Annotated in this window: 3 protein-coding genes; all 3 read left to right on the top strand. The window is 70.6% G+C overall.

The window, feature by feature from the left end:
• Position 1 precedes the first annotated feature (1 nt).
• From ABL843_RS21375 to ABL843_RS21365, 3 genes are read left to right on the top strand one after another with little or no spacing between them, the layout of a single operon-like run.
• Positions 2-3,115: a non-ribosomal peptide synthetase gene (locus ABL843_RS21375; protein ID WP_418117207.1), complete on the top strand. Its 3,114-nt coding sequence runs from the start codon at positions 2-4 to the stop codon at positions 3,113-3,115.
• On the top strand, positions 3,112-10,884 hold the full coding sequence (locus ABL843_RS21370; protein WP_418117206.1) for an amino acid adenylation domain-containing protein: 7,773 nt from the start codon (positions 3,112-3,114) through the stop codon (positions 10,882-10,884). The genes ABL843_RS21375 and ABL843_RS21370 overlap by 4 nt, the downstream gene beginning before the upstream one ends.
• Positions 10,885-24,618 (top strand): non-ribosomal peptide synthase/polyketide synthase, encoded by a 13,734-nt coding sequence (locus ABL843_RS21365; protein WP_418117205.1) that lies wholly within the window; start codon positions 10,885-10,887, stop codon positions 24,616-24,618.
• The last annotated feature ends 82 nt before the right edge of the window (positions 24,619-24,700 follow it).

The following is a 24,700-nucleotide window of genomic DNA, read 5'->3' as shown; positions in this document are numbered from 1 at the left end:
CGTGACGACTGACAACGCCGAAACCACCTTCGCGCTCAGCCCCGAGCAACGCCTCGTGCCCGCCGGAGCGCCCCGCCTGCCGATGCTGGCCGGCATCGAGGGCCCGCTTGACATCGCGCGCCTGCGCATCGCGGTGGAGAGCGTGCTGCGCGCGCACGGCGCGCTGTGCGCGTCCATCAGGCAGGTGCCGGGCTACCGGGGCCCGCGGCTGCAGTACCACGACGAAATGCCGCCGCTGAAGTGGCAGTCCGCCGACATGCCCAACGCCTCCGGCGAGGCGGTCGCCGCATGGCTCGACGCCATCAATCGCGAGCCGCTGGCCATGGAGCGCGGCGAACTCGCCAGCGTCGGCCTCGTGCGCACGGGGGAGGCGCGGCACACGCTCGCGCTGTCGGTGAACCCGCTGGCCGCCGACCGCGAGAGCCTGCGGAACCTCTTCGACCAGATCGCCATGGCCTATCTGGGCGAGGGCAGCCTCGATCCGGAAGACATCTTTCAGTACGCGCGTTTCGTCGAATGGCGGCAGGATCTCGTCGAAGGCGAGGACGCCGCGGAGGGCTGCGCCTACTGGCAGCGCTTCGCGGCGGACGCCGCCACGCTCGCGCCGCCGCGCCTGCACGCGCGGCTCGATGGCGCCGGAGCGTCAACGACGCGCCACGAGGCCGGCGCTGCCATCGATGCGGCGCTCTCGGCGCGCGTGCCCGAACGCGCGGACGCGCTCGGCGTCGAGCCCGAGACCCTGCTGCAGGGCGTGTGGTGGCTGCTGCTCGCGCGGCTGGACGGCGGCGCGGGCCGCTTCGTCGGCGGCTGGCAGCACGATTGCCGGCGCGACTACGAGCCGATGCAGGGCGCGGTCGGCCTGTTCGACAAGGTGCTGCCCGTCGTGGTCGACGTGGCCGCCGATGAGTCCTTCGCGAGCTGGATCGCCCGGCTGCAGGGCACCATGGCCGCGCACGTCGACGTGCAGGAATACTGGCCCGTCGATACGCCGCCGCTTGCCGCGCACACCGTCGTCGGTTTCGCCTCGCACGAGGCAGGCCGCCGCCATGGCACCGGCACGCAATGGACGCTGGCCGGCCTGCCCGGTCCGATGCGGTGCTTCGAGCTCGCGCTGCAGGCCGCATGGAGTGCCGAAGGCACGGTGCTGTCGCTGCACGCCGACGCGGCCCGCTACAGCCGCGCCGCGCTCCAGCGGCTGCTGATGCAGTTCGCCACACTGCTGGAGGCCGTGGCCGCGCAGCCCGATGCGCCTGCGGGCTCGCTGCCGCTGGTCGGCGCGAAGGAGCAGGCGCTGCTGCTCGCGCAGAACGATGTGCGCATCGATTTGGGCACGCAGACCGTGGCCGATCGCATCGCGCACTGGGCGAAGACGACGCCCGAGGCCCCCGCCCTCGAAGGCGGTGGTCAACGACTGAGCTACCGCGAGCTGGATGCCCGCGTCAATCGCCTCGCGCACTGGCTCGTCGCGCAGGGCGTGAAGCCGGGCGCCATCGTCGCGCTCAACCTGCCGCGGTCGCTCGACCTGCCGGTGGCGATGTTCGCCGCCTGGCGCGCGGGGGCGGCCTACCTGCCGCTGGAGCCCGGCTGGCCCGAGACGCGCAGCGCCGCCGTGCTCGCCGACGCGCAGCCTGCGCTGGTGCTCGATGCGCTGCCGGCCGCGCTCGACGGCCTGCCCGGCGAGGCCCCGGCGCACCGCATCGCGCCGCAGGACCTGGCCTATGTGCTCTACACCTCCGGCTCCACCGGCAAGCCCAAGGGCGTCGCCATCGAGCAGGGCCAGCTGCTGAACTACGTGGCAGCCGCCTCGGCCGCGATGAAGCTCGATGAATGCCACCGCTGGGCGCTCACGAGCTCGGTGGTGGCCGACCTGGGCAACACCGCGCTTTTCGGCGCCTTCTTCAACGGCGCATGCCTCGTCGTCGCGGGCGAGCACGAAACCAGGGACGCGGAAGCCTTCGCTCGCTTCATGGCCGCGCATGCGATCGACGCGATCAAGATCGTGCCCTCGCACCTGGAGGCGCTGCTCGAATGCGAGACGCCCAGCCTGCCGCGCACGCTGGTGCTGGGCGGAGAGGCCGCGCCGCGCGCGCTGGTCGAGCGCATCGCGCGGCTCGCGCCGCAGTGCGCCATCTACAACCACTACGGGCCGACCGAGACCACGGTCGGCGTGATGGTGCATGCCGTGCCCGCGGGCGGGCAACTGCCGGCGCAACTGCCTTTGACTCAGGTGCTGGCCAACAACCGCGTGCATGTGCTCGATGCTTCGCTGCGCCTCGTGCCGGCGGGCGGCATGGGCGAGCTCTACGTCGGCGGCGCGCAGCTGTGCCGCGGCTACCTGAACCGCAAAGCGAGCGAGGGGGGCGAGGCCTTCGTCGCCGATCCGTTCAAACCGGGCGAGCGGCTCTACCGCACCGGCGACCTGGCGCACGTGCTGCCCGAAGGCGGCATCCGCCTCGTGGGGCGCGCGGACCATCAGGTGAAGATCCAGGGCTTCCGCGTGGAGCCCGCCGAGGTCGAGGCGGTGCTGCTGGCGCAGCCGGGCGTGCGGCAGGCGGTGGTGCTGGCGGTGCAGGACGCCGCGGGCGCGACGACGCTGAGTGCCTTTTTCGTTGCAGACGATGCGGCGCTCGATGGTCGCGCATTGCGCGAGCAGCTCGCCGCGCTGTTGCCTGCGCACATGGTGCCGGCCGGCTTCAAGGCGGTGGATGCCTTCGAGCGCCTGCCCAACGGAAAGATCGACCGCCTCGCGCTGGCCGCGCTGGCGGCGAAGGAACCCGCCGCAGCCGATCGCCGCGTGCGCACCGAGCCGCGCGACGCGCTCGAAGCCGTGCTGGCCGACGGCATGGCCTCGCTGCTGGGCAGCGGCCCCATCGGCGCGGATGAAGACTTCTTCGAACTCGGCGGCCATTCGCTGCAGGTCATCAAGCTGGTGGCGCGCATCCGCAAGCAGCTGCAGGTGGAGATCGCGGCGGGCGCGGTGTTCGACCACCCGACGCCGGCCGCGCTCGCCGTGGTACTGCGCGAGGCCAGCGGCGATGCCGAGGGGCTCGAGCAGCGGGCGCAGGCTCTTCGGCAGTCCGAAGAGGCGACGGCAGAAGCAAGCGAGGCTGCATGAGCATCGGTATCGTCAGCACGGTGCGCGATGGCGACGCCGTCGCGCTTTCCTACGCGCAGGAGCAACTCTGCTTTCTGCAGAAGCTCGAACCCGGCCTCACGGCCTACAACCTTCCGCGCGTCTTCCGCCTGGGCGGCGCGCTCGACGCCGATGCGCTTGAGCGTGCGTTCCAGGCGCTGATCGCGCGCCACGCCATCCTGCGCACCGCCTTCTTCGAGCAGGACGGCGTGCCGATGCAGTGGGTGCAGGCATCGGCGCCCTTCGCGCTGGAGCGCATCGATCTCTCGGCGCTTTCGCCCGAAGCGCAGAAGCAGCCGCTGGACGAGGCCGTGCGCCGCACCGCCTCGCATGTGTTCGACCTGGGCGCCGCGCCCGCGCTGGTCGCGCGGCTGGTGAAGCTGGGCGACCGGCGCCATGTGCTGGCCGTGTGCCTGCATCACGTGGTCTCCGATGCGTGGTCGAACCCGATCCTCGCCGGCGACCTGGCGCGGGCCTACCGGCTCGCGCTGCGCAGCGGCGGTGCTGCCGTCGCATTGCCGCCGCTGCCCGTGCAGTACGCCGACTACGCCGTGTGGCAGCGCGCGAGCGTGCAGGGCGGCGCTCTGGCGCGCCAGCTCGAGCACTGGAACCGGCACCTCGGCCCCGAGGTTCCGTCGCTCGACCTGCCGACCGACCGCGCGCGTCCCGCGCAGAAGACATTCGCCGGCACCGCGCTGGGCTTCGAGCTGCCGCCGGCGCTGGTACTGGCGGTGCAGAAGTTCTGCCGCGCCGAGAAATGCACGCCCTTCGTCGCGCTGCTCGGGGCATGGCAGGTGCTGCTGTCGCGCCTGAGCGGGCAGGGCGACTTCGCCGTCGGCGTGCCCAACGCCGGCCGGCACCACGAGGAAGTGAGCGAGCTGCTGGGCTTCTTCGTGACCACGCAGGTGTTCCGCGCGCGGCTCTCGCCTCGGCAGAGCCTGCGCGAGGTCTGCCGCCAGGTGAGGGCCGACGCGCTGGCCGCGCTGGACAACGCCGACCTGCCCTTCGAAGTGCTGCTCGCGAACCGCAAGGACCGGCGCGACCCGGCACGCAGCCCGCTGTTCCAGGTGATGTTCGGCGTGCAGATGTCCGGCGAGGCCGTGGCGCTCGATTTCGAGGGCGTGCAGGCCGAGCTGGAAGAGTTCGACGACGCGGGCGCCAAGTTCGACCTGTCGCTGGACTTCTACATCGACCCGCGGGGCGTGCGCGGCCGGCTCGAATACAACACCGACCTGTTCGAGGCGCGCACCGCGCAGCGGCTGGTCGACAGCTACCAGCGCGTGCTGCAGACGCTGGCATTCGACCCTGACTGCGTGCTCGCGAATCTCGTGCTGACGGGCGAGGAAGAACGCGCCGGACTGATGCGCCAGAGCGCCAGCCTGCCGCACCGCGCCTATGCGGAGCCGGTGCACAGGCTGATCGGCAGGCAGGCGCAACGCAACCCCGGCGCGGTGGCGCTGGTGTTCGGCGATGTCTCGCTGAGCTACGCGCAACTCGACGCGAAGGCGAACCGCCTCGCGCACCGCCTGATCGCGCTGGGTGTGAAGCCCGACACCAAGGTCGGCATCGCCGTCGAGCGCAGCATCGAGATGGTGGTGGGCCTGCTGGCCATCCTCAAGGCCGGCGGCGCCTACGTGCCCATCGACCCCGAATACCCCAGTGACCGCATCGCCTACATGCTCGAGGACAGCGGCGTCGCGCTGCTGCTCACCCAGAGCCATGTGGTGCCGGGCATTCCGCTTCGCGAGGGCGTGCAGAGCATCGAGCTGGACCGGCTCGACCTCGAGGAAGGCCCGAGCGCCGACCCCGGCGTGCCCCTGCACGGCGAGCATCTCGCCTACGTCATCTACACCTCCGGCTCCACCGGCCGGCCCAAGGGCGCGGCCAACCGCCACCTGTCGCTGTACAACCGCCTCGCGTGGATGCAGGACGCCTATTCGCTGGGCGAAGCCGACACCGTGCTGCAGAAGACCCCCTTCAGCTTCGACGTGTCGGTGTGGGAGTTCTTCTGGCCGCTGATGCAGGGCGCGCGCCTGGTGGTGGCCCGACCGGGCGACCATCGCGAGCCGGCGAAGCTCGTCGAGCTGATCCGCCGTCACGGCGTGACGACCGTTCACTTCGTGCCTTCCATGCTGCAGGCCTTCGTGGCCCATGAGGGCATCGAGGCCTGCACCAGCCTGACGCGCATCGTGTGCAGCGGCGAGGCCCTGCCGGCAGAGGCGCAGGCCAGGGTGTTCGAGCGGCTGCCCGGCGCGGGCCTGTACAACCTGTACGGCCCAACGGAAGCGGCCATCGACGTCACGCACTGGACGTGCAGGCCCGACGGGCGCAACCACGTCGCCATCGGCCGCCCGATCGCGGGCACGAAGACCTATGTGCTCGACGATGGCCTGAACCTCGCGGCGCAGGGTTTGCCGGGCGAGCTGTACCTCGGAGGCATCGGCCTGGCGCGGGGCTACCTGGACAAGGCAGGCCTGAGCGCCGAGCGCTTCGTCGCCGATCCGTTCGGCGATGCCGGAGAGCGGCTGTACCGCACGGGCGACCTGGTGCGCTGGAGGGAGGACGGCGAGCTCGAATACCTGGGTCGCATCGACCATCAGGTGAAGATCAGGGGCCTGCGCATCGAGCTCGGGGAGATCGAGGCGCAGCTGCTGGCGCAGCCGGGGGTGCGCGAGGCGGTGGTGGTGGCGGCAGCCGGTCCCGCTGGCATGCGGCTGGTGGGCTATGTTTCGGCGCGAACAGGCGAGGCGCTGGATGCAGCAGTGCTGCGCGAGCGCCTTGCCGCCGCGCTGCCGGACTACATGGTGCCCGGCGCGCTGCTCGTGCTGGACACGCTGCCGCTCAATGCCAACGGCAAGATCGACCGCAAGGCGCTGCCGGAGCCCGAGTCGGTCGCGACCGACGCCTATGAAGCACCTTGCGGCGTGGTCGAGCAGGCGTTGGCCGCGATCTGGTCCGAACTGCTGCGCGTGCAGCGGGTGGGGCGGCGCGACAACTTCTTCGTCCTCGGCGGCGATTCCATCCTGAGCCTGCAGATCGTGGCGCGCCTGCGTACGGCCGGATGGAAGCTCACGCCAAGACAGATGTTCGATCGCCAGACCATCGCGGAACTCGCGGAGGTGGCCGAAGCGGTGGATGCCGCGGCTTCGCCGTCGACCGGCCACGGCGCGAAGGACAGCGTGGAGAACGGCGCGGTGCCGCTGCTGCCGCTCCAGGCCGAGTTCTTCGAGGCGGCGATGCCCGAGCGTCATCACTGGAACCAGTCCTTGCTGCTGCAAAGCCGCGAGCCGCTGGACCTGCCCGCACTTCAGGGGGCGCTGGTGGCCGCCATGGAACATCACGATGCCTTCAGGCTGCGATTCTGCAAGGATGCCGCGGATGCGTGGCGGCAGGCCTACGAGCCGCTGCCGGCAGGCTGGCACCAGGAGCTGCTGTGGGTGCGCGAGGCGAAAGACGCGGCCGCGGTCGAGGCACTGTGCGACGAAGCCCAGCGCAGCCTTGACCTGGAGCGCGGGCCCTTGCTGCGCCCGCTGGCCATCAAGCTCGGCGACGGCTCATGGCGACTGCTGCTCGCGGCACATCACCTTGTCATCGATGGCGTGTCGTGGCGCATCCTGCTCGAGGACCTGGGGCAAGCCTATGCGCGATTGCGCGCGGGCGAGACCGTCGCGCTGCCCGCCAGGACCGGCAGCGTCAGGGACTGGGCACTGGCCCTTCAGGAGTACGCCGCCGCATCCGGCGACGGGGAGCTTGCCTATTGGCGCACGCTGGCCGAGGTGCCCGTGGCGTTGCCCTGCGAGCATCCCGAGGGCACGAGCACGCAGGCCGAGCGCGGCAGCATCGAGCTGCGCCTCGACCGGGCCAGCACGCACGCGCTGCTCAAGGAGGCGCCTGCGGCCTATCGCACGCAGGTCAACGACGTGCTGGTCACGGCTTTGGGCCGGGCGCTGTGCGCCTGGAGCGGACACGAGCGGCTGCAGGTCATGCTGGAGGGCCACGGCCGCGAGGACCTGCCCGGTGGCGTCGACCTGTCGCGCACCACGGGCTGGTTCACCAGCCTGTTCCCGGTGCTGCTCGATACCTCGGGCGAGCCGGGCGAGGCGCTCAGGCGGATGAAGGAAAGCCTGCGAGGCATTCCTCTCAAGGGGCTTGGCCATGGTGCGCTGAAGCACCTCGGCAGTGAAGCGCAGCGCCAGGCCCTGAGGGCCTTGCCGGCGCCGCAGCTCGTCTTCAACTACCTGGGGCAGATCGACAGCGGCTTCGGCGCCGGCTCGCCCTGGCGGCAGGCCGAAGAGAGTCCGGGCGTGTCGATGGATGAAGCGGCACCGCTGCTGCACGAGTTCACGGTCAACGGCCAGGTGTCCGGCGGAGAACTCACCATCACCGTGAGCTACAGCCGCGCGCGGCATGAGCGGCAGACGGTGCAAGGGTGGGTGAAGCGCTTCGAGGACGAACTCCATGCGCTCATCGCGCATTGCACTGCGGGCGCACGCGGCGTGACGCCATCGGACTTTCCGCTGGCCGGCCTCGGCCAGCCGCAACTCGATGCCTTGCCGGTGGCGGTCGCCGAGCTGGAGGATCTGTATCCGCTGTCTCCGATGCAGCAGGGCATGCTGTTCCACGGCCTGCTCGAACCGCAGGACGGCAGCTATGTCAACCAGCTCGCGGTGGATGTGGAGAACCTCGATCCGGCACGCCTTCGCGCTGCCTGGGAGGCGGCCCTGCAACGCAGCGAGATCCTGCGCAGCGGCTTCCTCGTGCATGGCGAAGCGCCGCTGCAATGGGTGGCCGCCAGCGCGGGCACGGCAATGCCCTGGATCGAGCACGACCTGCGCGAGCGCACCGACCTCGGTGCGGCGCTGCAGGCGCTGGCCCGCGAGCAGCAGGAGCAGGGCTTCGATCTCTCGCGGCCGCCGCTGATGCGGCTGCTGCTGGCGCGCACCGGCGAGCGCCGTCATCACCTGATCTGGACGCATCACCATCTTCTGCTGGACGGCTGGAGCGCCGCGCAACTGATGGCCGAGGTGCTGCACCGCTACGGCGGGCAGCCACCGTCCCAGGCGCCAGGGCGCTACCGCGACTACATCGCCTGGCTGGGCGCGCGCGATCCGCAGGCCGGCGAGCGCTACTGGCGCGCGACCATGGGTACGCTGGAGGCACCGACGCGGCTGCTGTCCGCACTGCGCCCTCCTGCCCTTGCAAAGACGGGCAAGGCGCGCCATCGCAGCCTGCTCGATGCCTCTGCCACGCAGCGCCTGCAACAGGCCGCGCGGCGCGAGCGGGTGACTTTCAACACGCTGATGCAGGCCGCATGGGCGTTGCTGCTGGGCAGCCATACGGGCCAGGGCACCGTCGTGTTCGGCGCCACCGCCGCCACCCGTCCTGCCGATCTGCGCGGTGCCGAGCAGATGCTCGGGCTGTTCATCAACACCTTGCCGGTGGTCGTGCCGCTGCGACCCGGGCAGCCCGTGGGCGAGTGGCTGCGCGAACTGCAGGCCAGCCAGGTGGCCGCGCGCGAGCACGAGCACACGCCGCTGCATGAGATCCAGGCCTGGGCGGGCGGTGCTGGGCAGGGCCTGTTCGACAGCCTGATGGTGTTCGAGAACTACCCGGTCGACAAGGTGCTGAAGGAGGCTTCGCCGGGCGGACTGGTGTTCGGGCCGGTGCGCACGCAGGCCGACACCTCCTATCCGCTGAGCCTGCTGGTCCACCAGGGCGACACGCTGCAGCTGGACTGGCTCTACGCGCAGGAGCTGTGCGACGAGGCGACCATCGAGCGCCTCGCGAGCCAGCTGCGAGCACTGCTGCTGGCCCTGGCCGAGGACAGCGGCGAGCGCCCGCTGGCGCAGCTGCCGCTGATCGAACCGTGCGAGCTGGAGCAACTGGCGCGCTTCGAACGCGGCGACTTCAGGGCACATTCGCCGGAGCCTGTGCACCGGCTGGTCGAGCGCCAGGCAAGGCTGAATCCCGAGGCTCCGGCGCTGGTCGCCGGCGAGCGGCGGCTCAGCCATGCGGCCCTGAACCGGCTGGCCAACCAGTGGGCGCATCGCCTGATCCGGCTCGGCGTGAGGCCGGAGGACCGGGTGGCGATCGCGGTCGACCGTTCCGTCGAAACGGTGGTGGGCTTGCTGGCTGTGCTGAAGGCGGGTGCGGCCTATGTGCCGCTGGACCCGTCCTTCCCGTCCGATCGCCTGGCCTACATGGTGGAAGACAGCGGCGTCGCCTGGGTGCTGACCCGCGATGCCCTCGCGGTGCGGATTCCGTCCCGGCCGGGCGTGCGCCTGCTGTCCTTCGACACGGACGACGTGAGCGGCGAGCCCGGGGATGACCCGGTCGTGCCGCTCCATGGAGACCACCTGGCGTACGTGCTGTACACCTCGGGCTCCACCGGGCGTCCCAAGGGCGTGGCGATGCGGCACGAAGCGGTGGCGCGGCTGATCGCCTGGCAGCTGGCGTGCATTCCCGGCTCGCGTCGCACCCTGCTGTACGCATCGCCGTGCTTCGACGTGGCGTTCCAGGAAATGCTCAGCGGCCTGGCCTCGGGCGGCTGCCTGGTGCAGAGCACCGAGGCGCAGCGGCTCGACATGGTCGAACTCGAGACGCTGATGCGCGAGCAGTCGGTGGAGCGCGTGTTCCTGACCTTCTCCGTGCTGCAGCATCTTGCCGAAGCCTCCCTGGCCCAAGGCACGCGGCTGCCGGCACTGAAGGAGATCGTCACGGCGGGCGAGCAACTCAAGCTCACGCCCGCGTTGATCGCCTGGCTGCAGCGCGAGCCGCAGTGTCGCCTGCTCAACCAGTACGGCCCCACCGAGACCCACGTGGTCAGCGAGTTCGTCGTCGAGCTCGCCGACGGCGAGGGGCTGCCGCCCATCGGGCGGCCGGCTTCCAGCGCGCGCCTGCTGGTGCTGGACGGCAGCCTGCGCAAAGCGCCGCTGGGCGCGATCGGCGAGCTGTATGTGGGCGCGGAGGTGCTTGCGCGCGGTTATCTGAATCGCAGCGACATGACGGCCCAGCGCTTCGTGGCGGACCCGTTCGATGCAGCCGGCGGCCGGCTGTACCGCACGGGCGACCTGGTTCGCTGGCGCGAGGACGGCCAGCTGGAATACCTCGGGCGGCTGGACCACCAGGTCAAGGTGCGGGGCTTCCGCATCGAGCTCGGCGAGATCGAGGCGCAGCTGCTGGCGCAGCCGGGCGTTCGCGAGGCGGTGGTGGTGGCGCAGGAGGGCCCCAGCGGAGCCCGCCTGGTGGGCTACGTCTGCGGCCACGAAGGCCAGCCGGCGCTGGAGGCGGCAGCCTTGCGCGAACAGCTCGGCGCGGTGCTGCCGGAGTACATGGTGCCCGGTGCCCTCGTGGTGTTGGAGGCGCTGCCGCTGAACGCCAACGGCAAGGTCGACCGCAAGGCGCTGCCGGAGCCGGAGTACGCCGCGTCGCACGACTACGAGGCGCCGCAGGGCGAAGCGGAGCAGGCGCTGGCGCAGGTGTGGGCCCAGGTGCTGGGGCTGCAGCAGGTGGGGCGCCACGACAACTTCTTCGAGCTCGGAGGCCATTCGCTGGCCGCCTTGAAGTTGCGGCAGCTGGTCAAGGCGCGTCTGGGCGTCGACCTGCCGCTGCAGCGCTATTTCGAATGCCCGAGCCTCGCGGCCTGTGCCGAAGTCCTGGCGGCGGAAGGCCGCGCACAGGCCGCGCACGCCGAGCAGGATGGCTCGGAGCTGGATCGCATGGATGCATTGTTGGAAAGTCTGGGAGCCTAAGTGAACGCACGCAGCACATTGATCGCACAACGCTTTGCCGAGCTGCCGCCGGAAAAGCAGAAGGAATTCATCGCGGCGTTGCGGCAGCAGGGCATCGACTTCGGCCGGCTTCCCATCGTGCCGCGGCCCAGGGGGGCGGTGCTGCCGCTGTCGTACGCGCAGGCCCGGCAGTGGTTCGTGTGGCAGATGGAGCCCGCCAGCGCGGCGCATCACATCACCGCCGCGCTGAGGCTGAAGGGGCGGCTCGACCAGCAGGCCCTGGAAGCCAGCCTGGCCGCGCTGGTGGCGCGGCATGAATCGCTGCGGACCACTTTCCGAGCCAGCGCCGAAGGCGTGGCCGAGCAGGTCGTGCATGCCGGGTCGATGCCCGATCTGCGCCAGGTCGACCTGCGCGCCGAGCCTGGGCAGTCGCGCGCCGGCCGGGCGCAGGAGGAGGCAAGCCGCATGGCCGGCGAAGCCTTCGACCTGGCCGCCGGCCCGCTGCTGCGCGTGGGCCTGATCCGTCTGGCCGACGACGAGCAGATCCTGGTCATGGTGCTGCATCACATCGTGGCCGACGGCTGGTCGATGCAGATCCTCATCGACGAATTCGGTCAGCTCTATCACGCGCACGCCACGGGCACCGCACCGGAGCCTGCCACGCCGACGCTGAGCTATGCCGACTACGCCGCATGGCAGCGCAACTGGCTCGATGCGGGGGAGCGCGACCGGCAGCTCGACTACTGGAAGGCGCAACTCGGCGGCGCGCAACCTCTGCTGCAGCTGCCGGGCGACCATCCGCGCCCCGCGCAGGGGCCGTATCGCGTGGCCCGCCACCGTGCCGCCTTGCCCGAGGCGCTGGCGCGCGAACTGCGGCGCAGCGCCACCGCGCAAAAGGCCACGCCCTTCATGCTGCTGATGGCAGCGTTCCAGGGCCTGCTGCACCGCTACAGCGGCCAGACCGACATCCGCCTCGGCGTGCCGGTCGCCAACCGCGACCGGACCGAGGTTGCCGGCGTGGTGGGCCTGTTCGTCAACACGCAGGTGCTGCGCAACACGATGGACGGCCACACGACGCTGGCCCAGCTCCTCGCGCAGGCACGTCAGGCTGCGCTGGACGCGCAGGCCCATCAGGACCTGCCCTTCGAGCAGCTGGTCGATGCGCTCGCGCCGCAGCGCAGCCTTGGCCAGCCACCGCTGTTCCAGGTGATCTTCAACCATCAGCAGCAGAACTTGGGCGCGCTGGGGCAACTGCCCGGGCTCGCGCTGGAGCCCTACGAGATCGACGAGCAGACGGCACCCTTCGAACTGGCGCTCGATACGCTGGAGGAATCCGACGGTGGCTTCGGCTTCGTCTTCACCTACGCCAAGGCGGTGTTCGAACCTCGGACCGTCGAGCGGCTGGCGACGCATTTCGTCGCGATGCTGCAGCATCTGGTGAGCCACCCTGGCAAGACCCTGCGCGAGGTCGAATTGCTCGACGAAGCCGAGCGCCTGCAGTTGCAGCGCTGGGGAACGGGAGAGTGGAATTCCGCCGAACAGGGGCAGGAAGAAGCCTTCGTGCACCGGCTGGTCGAAAGGCAGGCGCGCGCGCGTCCCGAGGCCACGGCCCTGATCATGGGCGACACCGAGCTCAGCTACGCCGAACTCGATGCCCGCGCCAACCGGCTGGCCCATCGGCTGATCGCGCTCGGCGTGCGGCCGGAAAGCCGGGTGGGCCTGGCGGTTGAGCGCTCCATCGAGATGGTGGTGGCATTGCTCGGCGTGCTCAAGGCGGGCGGCGCCTATGTGCCGCTCGACCCCGGTTATCCCGCGGAGCGGCTGGAATTCATGGCAGCCGACAGCGGCATCTGCATGCTGCTCACGCAGGCCCATGTGCGCGGGCGCCTGCCGGCCGCGATGCGCGAACTCCCCACGCTGCTGCTCGATGCACAGGCGCTGGAAACTGGTCGCGAAGACTGCCCCGACGTCGCGCTGAGCGGCGAACACCTGGCCTATGTCATCTACACCTCGGGCTCGACCGGACAGCCCAAGGGCGTCGCCGTCGCGCACGGGCCGCTGGGCATGCACATCCTGGCCATCGGCAAGGTCTACGGCATGACGCCGCAGGACCGCGAGCTGCAGTTCGCGTCCATCAATTTCGATGGTGCGCACGAGCGCATCTGGACGCCCCTGGCCTTCGGCTCGGCGCTGATGCCGCGCGACGAGGAGCTGTGGTCGGTGGAACGCAGCCATGAGGAGATGAGCCGTCATGGCATCACCATCGCCTGCTTCACGCCCAGCTATCTGCGGCAGCTGGCCGAGGGCATGGGCGAAGAGGGGCGCGTGCCTTCGCTGCGCTCCTACACCGTGGGCGGCGAAGCGACTTCTCGCGCCGCTTTCGACCGCGTGATGTCGAACCTGCGGCCGCCGCGGATCATCAACGGCTACGGGCCGACCGAGACAGTGATCACGCCGACCATCGCCAAGGCGCATGCGGGCGAGGGCTTCGATGCGGCCTACATGCCGATCGGCTCGCCTGTGGGCGACCGCACTGCAGTGGTGCTCGATGGCGACCTGAATCTGGTGCCGGCCGGCATGGCGGGCGAGCTGTATCTGGGCGGAGCGGGCCTTGCGCGTGGCTACCTGAACAGGAGCGGCCTGACGGCGCAGCGCTTCGTGGCGGACCCGTTCGATGAGGCCGGCGGCCGGCTGTACCGCACGGGCGACCTGGTTCGCTGGCGCGAGGACGGCCAGCTGGAATACCTCGGGCGGCTGGACCACCAGGTCAAGGTGCGGGGCTTCCGCATCGAGCTCGGCGAGATCGAGGCGCAGCTGCTGGCGCAGCCGGGCGTGCGCGAGGCGGTGGTGGTGGCGCAGGAGGGCCCCAGCGGAGCCCGCCTGGTGGGCTACGTCTGCGGCCACGAAGGCCAGCCGGCGCTGGAGGCGGCAGCCTTGCGCGAACAGCTCGGCGCGGTGCTGCCGGAGTACATGGTGCCCGGTGCCCTCGTGGTGCTGGAGGCACTGCCGCTGAACGCCAACGGCAAGGTCGACCGCAAGGCGCTGCCGGAGCCGGAGTACGCCGCGGCGCACGACTACGAGGCGCCGCAGGGCGAAGCGGAGCAGGCGCTGGCGCAGGTGTGGGCCCAGGTGCTGGGGCTGCAGCAGGTGGGGCGCCACGACAACTTCTTCGAGCTCGGAGGCGACTCCATCCTCAGCCTGCAGATCGTCGCGCAGGCGCGTCGCGCGGGCTGGCAGCTCACCCCGAGGCAGATGTTCGAGCGCCAGAGCATCGCCCAGCTCGCCGGCGTGGTGCAGGCGCTGGACCAGGAGGCGGTCGCAGCGCAGGTGCGCGGGCCGGCCGAAGGCGAAGTGCCACTGCTGCCGATCCAGGCCGAGTTCTTCGGCATGGAGATGGCGGCGCGCCACCACTGGAACCAGTCGGTGCTGCTGCAAAGCCGCGAGCCGCTGGACATGAAGGCGCTGCGCCAGGCGCTGGTCGCGCTGGTGCAGCACCACGACGGCCTGCGGCTGCGCTACAGCCAGCAGGCGCAGGGCCAGTGGACCCAGCGCTACGAACCCGTTCCCGAAGCGCAACTGCAGGAACTGCTGTGGGTGCGCCGCGCGAAGGACGAAGCCGGCATCGAAGCGCTGTGCGACGAAGCCCAGCGCAGCCTCGACCTGGAGCGAGGCCCCTTGATGAGAGCCCTGGTCGTCCAAGTCGAAGACGGCCGCTGGCTGCTGCTGCTGGCCATCCACCACCTGGTGGTCGACGGCGTGTCCTGGCGCATCCTGCTGGAAGATCTGCAGAGCGCCTATCGCGCCAGCCTCGCGGGCCGAAGCGCCGAGCTGCCCGCGCGCAGCAGCAGCTACCGCGACTGGGCGCAGGCCCTGCAAGGCTACGCACAGGCCAATGCCGGCGAGCTGGCCTACTGGCAGCAGGCCCTGGGCCATGCAGAGACGGCCTCCTTGCCATGCGCCAACCCCCAGGGCAGCCGCCGCGCGAGCGAGCAGGCCAGCGTGAACGTCACCCTGGACGCAGCCACCACCCAGCGCCTGCTCAAGGACGCCCCAGCCGCCTACCGCACCCAGGTCAACGACCTGCTGCTGACCGCGCTGGCGCGCGCCCTGTGCGGCTGGAGCGGCCAGGCCAGCGTGCTCGTCGACCTCGAAGGCCACGGGCGCGAGGACATCTTCGAGGGCATGGACCTCAGCCGCACCGTGGGCTGGTTCACCAGCGTGTACCCGGTGGCGCTGGCGCCGCGGGGCGAGATCGGCGATGCGCTCAAGCGCGTGAAGGAGCAGCTGCGCCAGGTGCCCAACAAGGGGCTGGGGCACGGCGTGTTCCAGCACCTGGGCAGCGACGCGCAGCGGCAGGCCATCGAGGTGCTGCCCAGGGCGCAGGTGGTCTTCAACTACCTGGGCCAGTTCGACGGCAGCTTCGACGAGCAGGCGCTGTGGCGCCCGGCGGCGCAAGGCGGTGGCCAGGCGATGGGAGGGGATGCGCCGCAGGCGCACGAGTTCGCGATCAACGCGCGGGTGTACGAGGGAGAGCTGAGCCTGGCGGTGAGCTACGGGCGCGAGCGGCATCGGGAAGAGGACGTGCGGGCGTGGACGCACCGGCTGCGCGAGGAGCTGCAGGCGCTGGTGGCGCACTGCACCGGTGGAGCCTCGGGCGTGACGCCCTCGGACTTCGCGCTGGCGGCGCTGACGCAGGCGCAGCTGGATGCCTTGCTGGATGTACTGCCATCGGAGGCGCAGAAGGTGCAGGACCTGTATCCGCTGTCGCCGATGCAGCAGGGCATGCTGTTCCACAGTGTGTACGACGGGGGCGGCACGGCGTACGTGACGCAGCTGCGCATCGACGTGCAGGGGCTGGAGGTGCAGCGCTTCAGGAGTGCGTGGCAGCAGGTGGTGCAACGCCATGACGTGCTGCGCACGGGCTTCCTGAGCATGGCCCAGCCTCCGCTTCAGTGGGTGGCCAGGTCGGTGGAAACACCCTGGCTGGAGCGCGATGCGCGCGCCGAGCCGAACCTGCGCCAGTCGCTGGACGACTGGGCGAGCGAAGATCTCGCGCGCGGCTTCGACCTCGTTCAGCCGCCCCTGGCCAGGCTGCTCGCGATCCGTACCGGGCAGGACAGCCACCATCTGGTCTGGACCGCCCACCACCTGCTGCTCGACGGCTGGAGCCTGTCGCGGCTGATGGGCGAAGTGCTGAGCGCCTACGCAGGAGCTGCCCTGCCGCCGCAGGCCGGCCGCTATCGCGACTACATCGAGTGGCTGCAGGCACAGGATGCCGTGGCCCACGAGGCCTACTGGCGCGGCCAGCTCGCTCGCCTCGATACGCCGACGCACCTGAGCCAGGTGCTGCCCAGGCCGGTGGAAGCGCAGCCGGGGCACGGCCGGTGCATCCGCACCCTGGACACTTCGGAAACCCAACGCCTGCAAGCCTTCGCGCGGGCCGAGCGCATCACGGTGAACACGCTGGTTCAGGCGGCCTGGGCGCTGCTGCTGGCCCGTCACTCCGGCCAGCGCACCGTGAGCTTCGGCGTCACGGTAGCCGGTCGCCCGGCCGAACTGCGCGGTGCCGACCAGGTGCTGGGCCTGTTCATCAACACCCTGCCGATGATCGTCGGCATCGAGGCCGGCCGGCCCGTGGGCGACTGGCTGCGCGCGTTGCAGGCGCAGAACCTGGCCTCGCGCGAGCACGAGCACACGCCGCTGCACGAGATCCAGCGCTGGGCCGGGCAGGGCGGCGGCCAGGGGCTGTTCGACAGCATCGTCGTGTTCGAGAACTACCCGGTCGACCAGGCGCTGAAGGCGAGCTCGCCCGGCGGCCTGAGCTTCGGCGAGATCGCGCACAGCGAGGAGAGCAACTACCCGATGACCCTGGTCGTGCGCCAGGCCGACACGCTGGGGCTGCAGTTCGGCTTCATGCGCGACAGCTTCGGCGAGCAGACGGCAAGTGCCATCGCCGACCGCATGCGGCACCTGTTGCTGCAGCTGGTCGATGCGAAGGCCGGGTGCCTGGATCGACTCGAGCTGCTCGATCCGGCGACGCTCCAGACCTTGCAGTCCTGGGGAGCCGAACGCGAGCAGCCGGCCGTGCCGCGCGATGCTTCGCTGCACGGCCTCTTCGAGCAGCAGGCCCGCGCGCGTCCGCAGGCCGTGGCGCTGGTCTTCGGCGAACACAGGCTCGGCTATGCGGAGCTCAATGCACGCGCGAACCGCCTGGCGCATCGGCTCATCGAACTCGGCGTACGGCCGGAGGCCCGCGTTGGCCTTGCGGTGGAGCGCGGCATCGAGATGGTGGTGGCCCTTCTGGCCATCCTGAAGGCCGGCGCAGCCTATGTGCCGCTGGACCCGGCCTATCCGGCCGATCGCCTGGCCCACATGATGGAAGACAGCGGCATCGCGCTGCTGCTGACGCACAGCGAGGTGCAGCCCGGCCTGCCGCCCAGCGGACCGGGCGTGCAGGTCCTGGCGCTGGACACGCTCGAGCTGCAGTCGGTGCCCGATCACGATCCGGCCGTCGCGCAGCACGCGGACCAGCTGGCCTACGTCATCTATACCTCCGGCTCGACCGGCAAGCCCAAGGGCGCCCAGCTGTGCCATCGCCAGGTGGTGCGGCTGCTGGGCTCGACGCAGGACTGGTTCCATTTCGGCGCGGACGACGTGTGGACCCTGTTCCACTCGTATGCCTTCGACTTCTCGGTCTGGGAAATCTTCGGTGCGCTGTGCCATGGCGGCCGGCTCGTGGTCGTTCCTTTCTGGATCAGCCGCTCGCCAGACGACTTCCTGGCCCTGCTGCGCGAGCAGCGGGTCACGGTGCTGAACCAGACGCCCTCGGCTTTCCGTCAGCTGATGACGGCACGCGGACTCTACGAGGAAGGCGGCCTGTCGCTGAAGCATGTGATCTTCGGCGGCGAGGCGCTGGAGCCGCAGAGCCTGCGTCCGTGGATCGAACGTTTCGGCGATGCGCAGCCGCGGCTGATCAACATGTACGGCATCACGGAGACCACTGTCCACGTAACCTACCGGCCCATCACGGCGCTCGATCTCGAGGTGCCGCGCAGCCCGGTCGGCGTGAACATTCCGGACCTCGGCATGCATGTGCTCGACCCCGACCTGCATCGGGTGCCGGTGGGATGCGCCGGTGAGTTGTTTGTGTCGGGCGCGGGCCTTGCGCGCGGCTACCTGAACAGGAGCGGCCTGACGGCCCAGCGCTTCGTGGCGGACCCGTTCGATGAGGCCGGCGGGCGGCTGTACCGCACGGGCGACCTGGTTCGCTGGCGCGAGGACGGCCAGCTGGAATACCTCGGCCGGCTGGACCACCAGGTCAAGGTGCGGGGCTTCCGCATCGAGCTCGGCGAGATCGAGGCGCAGCTGCTGGCGCAGCCGGGCGTGCGCGAGGCGGTGGTGGTGGCGCAGGAGGGCCCCAGCGGAGCCCGCCTGGTGGGCTACGTCTGCGGCCACGAAGGCCAGCCGGCGCTGGAGGCGGCAGCCTTGCGCGAACAGCTCGGCGCGGTGCTGCCGGAGTACATGGTGCCCGGTGCCCTCGTGGTGCTGGAGGCACTGCCGCTGAACGCCAACGGCAAGGTCGACCGCAAGGCGCTGCCGGAGCCGGAGTACGCCGCGGCGCACGACTACGAGGCGCCGCAGGGCGAAGCGGAGCAGGCGCTGGCGCAGGTGTGGGCCCAGGTGCTGGGGCTGCAGCAGGTGGGGCGCCACGACAACTTCTTCGAGCTCGGAGGCGACTCCATCCTCAGCCTGCAGATCGTCGCGCAGGCGCGTCGCGCGGGCTGGCAGCTCACCCCGAGGCAGATGTTCGAGCGCCAGAGCATCGCCCAGCTCGCCGGCGTGGTGCAGGCACTCGACCAGGAGGCGGCCGCGGCGCAGGTGCGCGGGCCGGCCGAAGGCGAAGTGCCGCTGCTGCCGATCCAGGCCGAGTTCTTCGGCATGGAGATGGCGGCGCGCCACCACTGGAACCAGTCGGTGCTGCTGCAAAGCCGCGAGCCGCTGGACATGAAGGCGCTGCGCCAGGCGCTGGTCGCGCTGGTGCGGCACCACGACGGCCTGCGGCTGCGCTACAGCCAGCAGGCGCAGGGCCAGTGGACCCAGCGCTACGAACCCGTTGCGGAGCCGGAACTGCAGGAGTTGCTGTGGGTGCGCCGCGCGAAGGACGATGCCGGCATCGAAGCGCTGTGCGACGAAGCCCAGCGCAGCCTCGACCTGGAGCGAGGCCCATTGATGCGGGCGCTGCTCATCGAAGTCGAAGACGGCCGCTGGCTGCTGCTGCTGGCCATCCACCACCTGGTGGTCGATGGCGTGTCCTGGCGCATCCTGCTGGAAGATCTGCAGAGCGCCTACCGCGCCTACCGCGCCAGCCTCGCGGGCCGAAGCGTCGAGCTGCCCGCGCGCAGCAGCAGCTACCGCGACTGGGCGCAGGCCTTGCAAGGCTACGCGCAGGCCAACGCTGAAGAGCTGGCCTACTGGCAGCAGGCCCTGGGCGAAGTCCAGACCGGTCTGCCATGCGCCAACCCCCGGGGCAGCCGCCGCGCGAGCGAGCAGGCCAGCGTGAACGTCACCCTGGACGCAGCCACCACCCAGCGCCTGCTCAAGGACGCCCCAGCCGCCTACCGCACCCAGGTCAACGACCTGCTGCTGACCGCGCTGGCGCGCGCCCTGTGCGGCTGGAGCGGCCAGGCCAGCGTGCTCGTCGACCTCGAAGGCCACGGGCGCGAGGACATCTTCGAGGGCATGGACCTCAGCCGCACCGTGGGCTGGTTCACCAGCGTGTACCCGGTGGCGCTGGCGCCGCGGGGCGAGATCGGCGATGCGCTCAAGCGCGTGAAGGAGCAGCTGCGCCAGGTGCCCAACAAGGGGCTGGGGCACGGCGTGTTCCAGCACCTGGGCAGCGACGCGCAGCGGCAGGCCATCGAGGTGCTGCCCAGGGCGCAGGTGGTCTTCAACTACCTGGGCCAGTTCGACGGCAGCTTCGACGAGCAGGCGCTGTGGCGCCCGGCGGCGCAAGGCGGTGGCCAGGCGATGGGAGGGGATGCGCCGCAGGCGCACGAGTTCGCGATCAACGCGCGGGTGTACGAGGGAGAGCTGAGCCTGGCGGTGAGCTACGGGCGCGAGCGCCATCGGGAAGAGGACGTGCGGGCGTGGACGCACCGGCTGCGCGAGGAGCTGCAGGCGCTGGTGGCGCACTGCACCGGCGCAGCCTCGGGCGTGACGCCCTCGGACTTCGCGCTGGCGGCGCTGACGCAGGCGCAGCTGGACGCCTTGCTGGATGTACTGCCATCGGAGGCGCAGAAGGTGCAGGACCTGTATCCGCTGTCGCCGATGCAGCAGGGCATGCTGTTCCACAGCGAGTACGACGGGGGTGGCACGGCGTACGTGACGCAGCTGCGCATCGACGTGCAGGGGCTGGAGGTGCAGCGCTTCAGGGGTGCGTGGCAGCAGGTGGTGCAACGCCACGATGTGCTGCGCACGGGCTTCCTGAGCATGGCCCAGCCTCCGCTGCAGTGGGTGGCCAGGTCGGTGGAACTGCCGATGGCCGTGCACGACTGGCGCGGGCGAGCCGACCAGGCGCAGGCGATCGGGGCGCTGGCACTGGAGCAGCAGGCCGCCTTCGATTTGACGGCGCCTCCGCTGATGCGGCTTGCCGCGATCCGCATCGACGACCAGCGCCATCGCTTCATCTGGAGCTGTCACCACCTGCTGCTGGACGGCTGGAGCATGTCTCGCCTGTTCGGCGAGGTGCTGCAGGCCTACGACGGCGTGGCGACGGAAGAGCCGGCGTGCAGCTACCGCGACTACATCGCCTGGCTGGCCGCCCGTCCGGCGAAGGAGGGCGAGGCCTACTGGCGCGGCCGGCTGCAGAAGATCGATGCGCCGACGCTGCTCGGCACGGCTCTCGAGCCGCCAGCCAACGGCGAAGGCCACGGCGAAGTCGGTGCCGCGCTGGATGCGGCAGGCACGCAGGCCCTGCAGGCCTTCGCCCGCCGCGAGCGCGTGACGCTGAACACGCTCGTGCAGGGCGCATGGTCGCTGCTGCTGTCGCGCTACGCCGCGCAGCAAACGGTCGTCTTCGGCGCCACGGTGGCGGGCCGGCCCGCGGGGCTGGTGGGGGCCGACCGGATGTTGGGCCTCTTCATCAACACGCTGCCCGTGGTCGTCGACGCCGCGCCGGCGCAGCGGTTGGGGGACTGGCTGCGCGAACTGCAGGCGCAGAACCTGGCCTCGCGCGAGCACGAGTACACGCCGCTGCACGAGATCCAGCGCTGGGCCGGGCAGGGCGGCGGCCAGGGGCTGTTCGACAGCATCGTCGTGTTCGAGAACTACCCGATCGACCAGACGCTCGCCGGCCGCGCGGACCAGGGCCTGAAGTTCGAGCAGGCCGAGTCGGTCGACGTCACCCACTATCCGATGGACGTGGAAGTCCACTTGGGCGAGGTGCTGACGATCAAGCTCAAGTATCTGCGCGAGCGATTCAAGGAAGCGGACGTGCAGGCCCTCTCGCAGCAGCTCTTCGGCCTGATGGACAGGATGAGCCAGGACAGCTCGCAGGCGCTGCGCGACCTCGACACGCTGACCTCGGCGCAGCAGTCCGAGATCGCGCGCCTGGGCCGCAGCGGGCGCCACGGTTTCCTGCGCACGCCGGTGCACCAGCTCATCGAGCAGCAGGCGCGCCTGCAGCCCGAGGCGATCGCGCTGCTGATGGGCGATGCCGAGCTGAGCTATGCGGATCTCAATGCACGCGCGAATCGCCTGGCGCACGCGCTGATCGAGCGCGGCGTGCGTGGCAATGCGGTCGTTGCGGTGTCGCTGCAGCGTTCGCTGGAGACCATCGTCGCGCTGCTCGCCGTGCTCAAGGCTGGCGCCGCGTACCTGCCGCTCGACCCGGACTATCCGCAGGACCGCCTGCATTTCATGTGCAAGGACAGCGGTGCGCGGCTGATGCTCACGCAGCGCGCCGTGCTGCCGCGCCTGCCCTCGATGGCCGACACGCTGGTGCTGGACGAAGCGGAGCTGGCCGGCTGGCCCGCTCACGATCCGGAGGTCGCGGTTCATCAGGACCAGCTGGCCTACGTGATCTACACCTCCGGCTCGACGGGCCAGCCCAAGGGCGTGGCGGTGTCGCACGGGCCGCTCAGCATGCATTGCCAGGCCACGGCGGAGATCTACGGGATGGTGGCGCGCTCCTGCGAGCTGCACTTCATGTCCTTCTCGTTCGACGGGGCTCATGAGCGCTGGCTGACGGCGCTCACCGTGGGCGCGAGCCTGGCGCTGCGCGACAACGAGCTGTGGACGGCGGAGCAGACCTGCGACGCGCTGTATCGCTACGGCGTGACCAACGCGGCTTTCCCGCCGGCCTACCTGAGCCAGCTGGCCGATTGGGCGCAGGCGCTGGGCGAGGCACCTCCGGTTGAGCTATACGTGTTCGGCGGCGAGGCGATGCCCCGGGCCGCCTACGACAAGGTGCGCCAGTCGCTGCGGCCGCGCACGCTCATCAACGGCTACGGGCCGACGGAAACCGTGGTCACGCCGCTGATCTGGAAGACCAGCGCGGACCGTGGCTTCGATGAGGCCTATGCGCCCATCGGGCGGCCGGTGGGCGAACGCACGGTCCATGTGCTCGATGCGCAGCTGCGGCCGGTTGCGCGCGGCAGCGTCGGCGAGCTCTATATCGGCGGCTACGGCCTGGCGCGCGGCTATCTGGGGCGCAGCGCACTGACGGCGGAGCGCTTCGTCGCCGACCCCTTCGACAACACGGGCAGCGGCGGCCGCCTGTACCGCACCGGCGACCTGGTGCGGTGGCGCGAGGACGGAAACATCGCCTACATCGGGCGCGCCGACCAGCAGGTGAAGATCCGCGGCTTCCGCATCGAACTGGGCGAGATCGAAGCGCAGCTGCGCGAGGTTCCGGGCGTGCTGGAGGCCGCGGTGCAGCTGCACGAAGGGCCCTCGGGCCGACAGCTCGTCGGCTACATCGTGCCCATGCCGAGCGGGCCGCGCGCGCAGCTGTCGCAGCAGGCCCTGCAGCAGTTGCGCCGGCGCCTGCCGGAGCACATGGTGCCCGCGCACCTGATCGTGCTGGATGCGCTGCCGCGGCTGATCAGCGGCAAGCTGGACCGCCACGCGTTGCCCGAGCCGGGTGTGGACGCGCAGCGCGAGATCAAGGCGCCGCGCAACGACAGGGAGCGCAGGCTCGCCGCCATCTGGGCCGAGGTGCTGGGCGTGGAGTCGGTGGGCATCTCGGACAACTTCTTCGAGCTGGGTGGCGACTCGATCCTGAGCCTGCAGGTGATCTCCAAGGTGCGGCACGCCGATCTGGGGTTCCAGCTGCGCCTGCGCGACCTGATGCGCCATCCGACCATCGAGGCGCTGGTGGAGCAGCTTGCCGATGCCGCGCTCGTGCAGCCGACAGAGCCGGCACAGGCCGTGGTCGAGGCGCAGGGCACGCTGCCGCTCATTCCGATCCAGGCCTGGTTCTTCGACACGCCCATTCCGCGGCGCCATCACTTCAACCAGGCGCTGATGCTGGAGGCGGCGAAGCCGCTGGACGAATCGTTGCTGCTGCAGGCGCTCGACGCCCTGGCAGCACATCACGACGCGCTGCGACTGCGTTTCGAACAGCAGGCCAACGGACGCTGGCGGCAGCGCTACAGCGCGCAAGCGGAGCCGCGCGACCTGCTGTGGAGCCGCGAGGTCGCCGATGCGCAGGAGATCAGCCTGGTGGCGGACGCGGCGCAGCGCAGCCTCGATTTGTCCAAGGGGCCGGCGTGGCGCGTGGTGCACATGCGCCATGCCGACGGCAGTGCGCGGTTGCTGCTGGTGGTGCATCACCTGGTGGTCGACGGCGTGTCGTGGCGCGTGCTGCTGGGAGACCTGCAGGCGGTCTACGGGCAACTCAGCGAAGGCCGCGCGGTGCAGCTGCCCGGCAAGACGGCCTCCTTCAAGGCCTGGGCCGAGCATCTCCAGGCCCTGGCGCAGGGGACGGAACTGGACGATGAACTTGCCTACTGGCAGACGCAGCTGCAGCCGGTGGTCGACATTCCGAGGGACCGGCCGATCGACGCGCTGGTCGATCGCGACGCGCTGACGCAGCGCATGCGCCTGGACAGCGAACGCACGGCCCAGCTGTTGCGCGTGGCGCCCTCGGCGTACGGCACGTCCATCGACGATCTGCTGCTGGCGGCGCTGTCGAGGACGGTCTGGCGCTGGAGCGGCGAGTCGCAGACGCTGGTCCAGCTGGAAGGCCACGGGCGCGAGGCCGATGCCGCAGGGCTCGACCTGAGCCGCACGCTGGGCTGGTTCACGAGTGTCTATCCGGTGCGGCTGCGCGAGGGCAGTTCGCCGGTCGAGTCGCTGATTCTCTCGACGAAGCAGCAGCGCATGGACGTGCCGCGTCGCGGCATCGGGCATGGCGTGCTCAAGCACCTGCGGCCGCAGGGTGCCTCGCTGGGTCCGGCACAGGCGCGCATCACCTTCAACTACCTGGGTCAGTTCGACCGCAGCCTGGGCGGGGACGATGCGATGTTCAAGCCGGCAGTGGAGCATCCGGGGCCGGTCCACGACGAGGAGGCTCCGCTGGCCAACTGGCTGGAGATCGCCGGCAACGTGTACGAAGGGCAGCTCTCGATGAGCTGGATTTTCAGCCGGGCGATGTACGACGAGGCGACGGTGGAGAAGCTGATCGGCTTCTACCGCGAGGCGCTGGAGGAGATCGTCGACCACTGCGTCGCGGTGGCGCAGGCTGGCCGGTAGGCGGAAGGCAGGCAACAAAAAAGGCCGGCTCCCGAAACGGGGCCGGCCTTTTTGCTGGCACCGGCTGGCGCCGGCGCTGCGT

The sequence above is a fragment of the Variovorax sp. 350MFTsu5.1 genome (assembly GCF_048302515.1).
GTDB classification, from domain to species: domain Bacteria; phylum Pseudomonadota; class Gammaproteobacteria; order Burkholderiales; family Burkholderiaceae_C; genus Variovorax; species Variovorax guangxiensis.
This window is presented reverse-complemented; position numbering and strand designations above follow the sequence as displayed.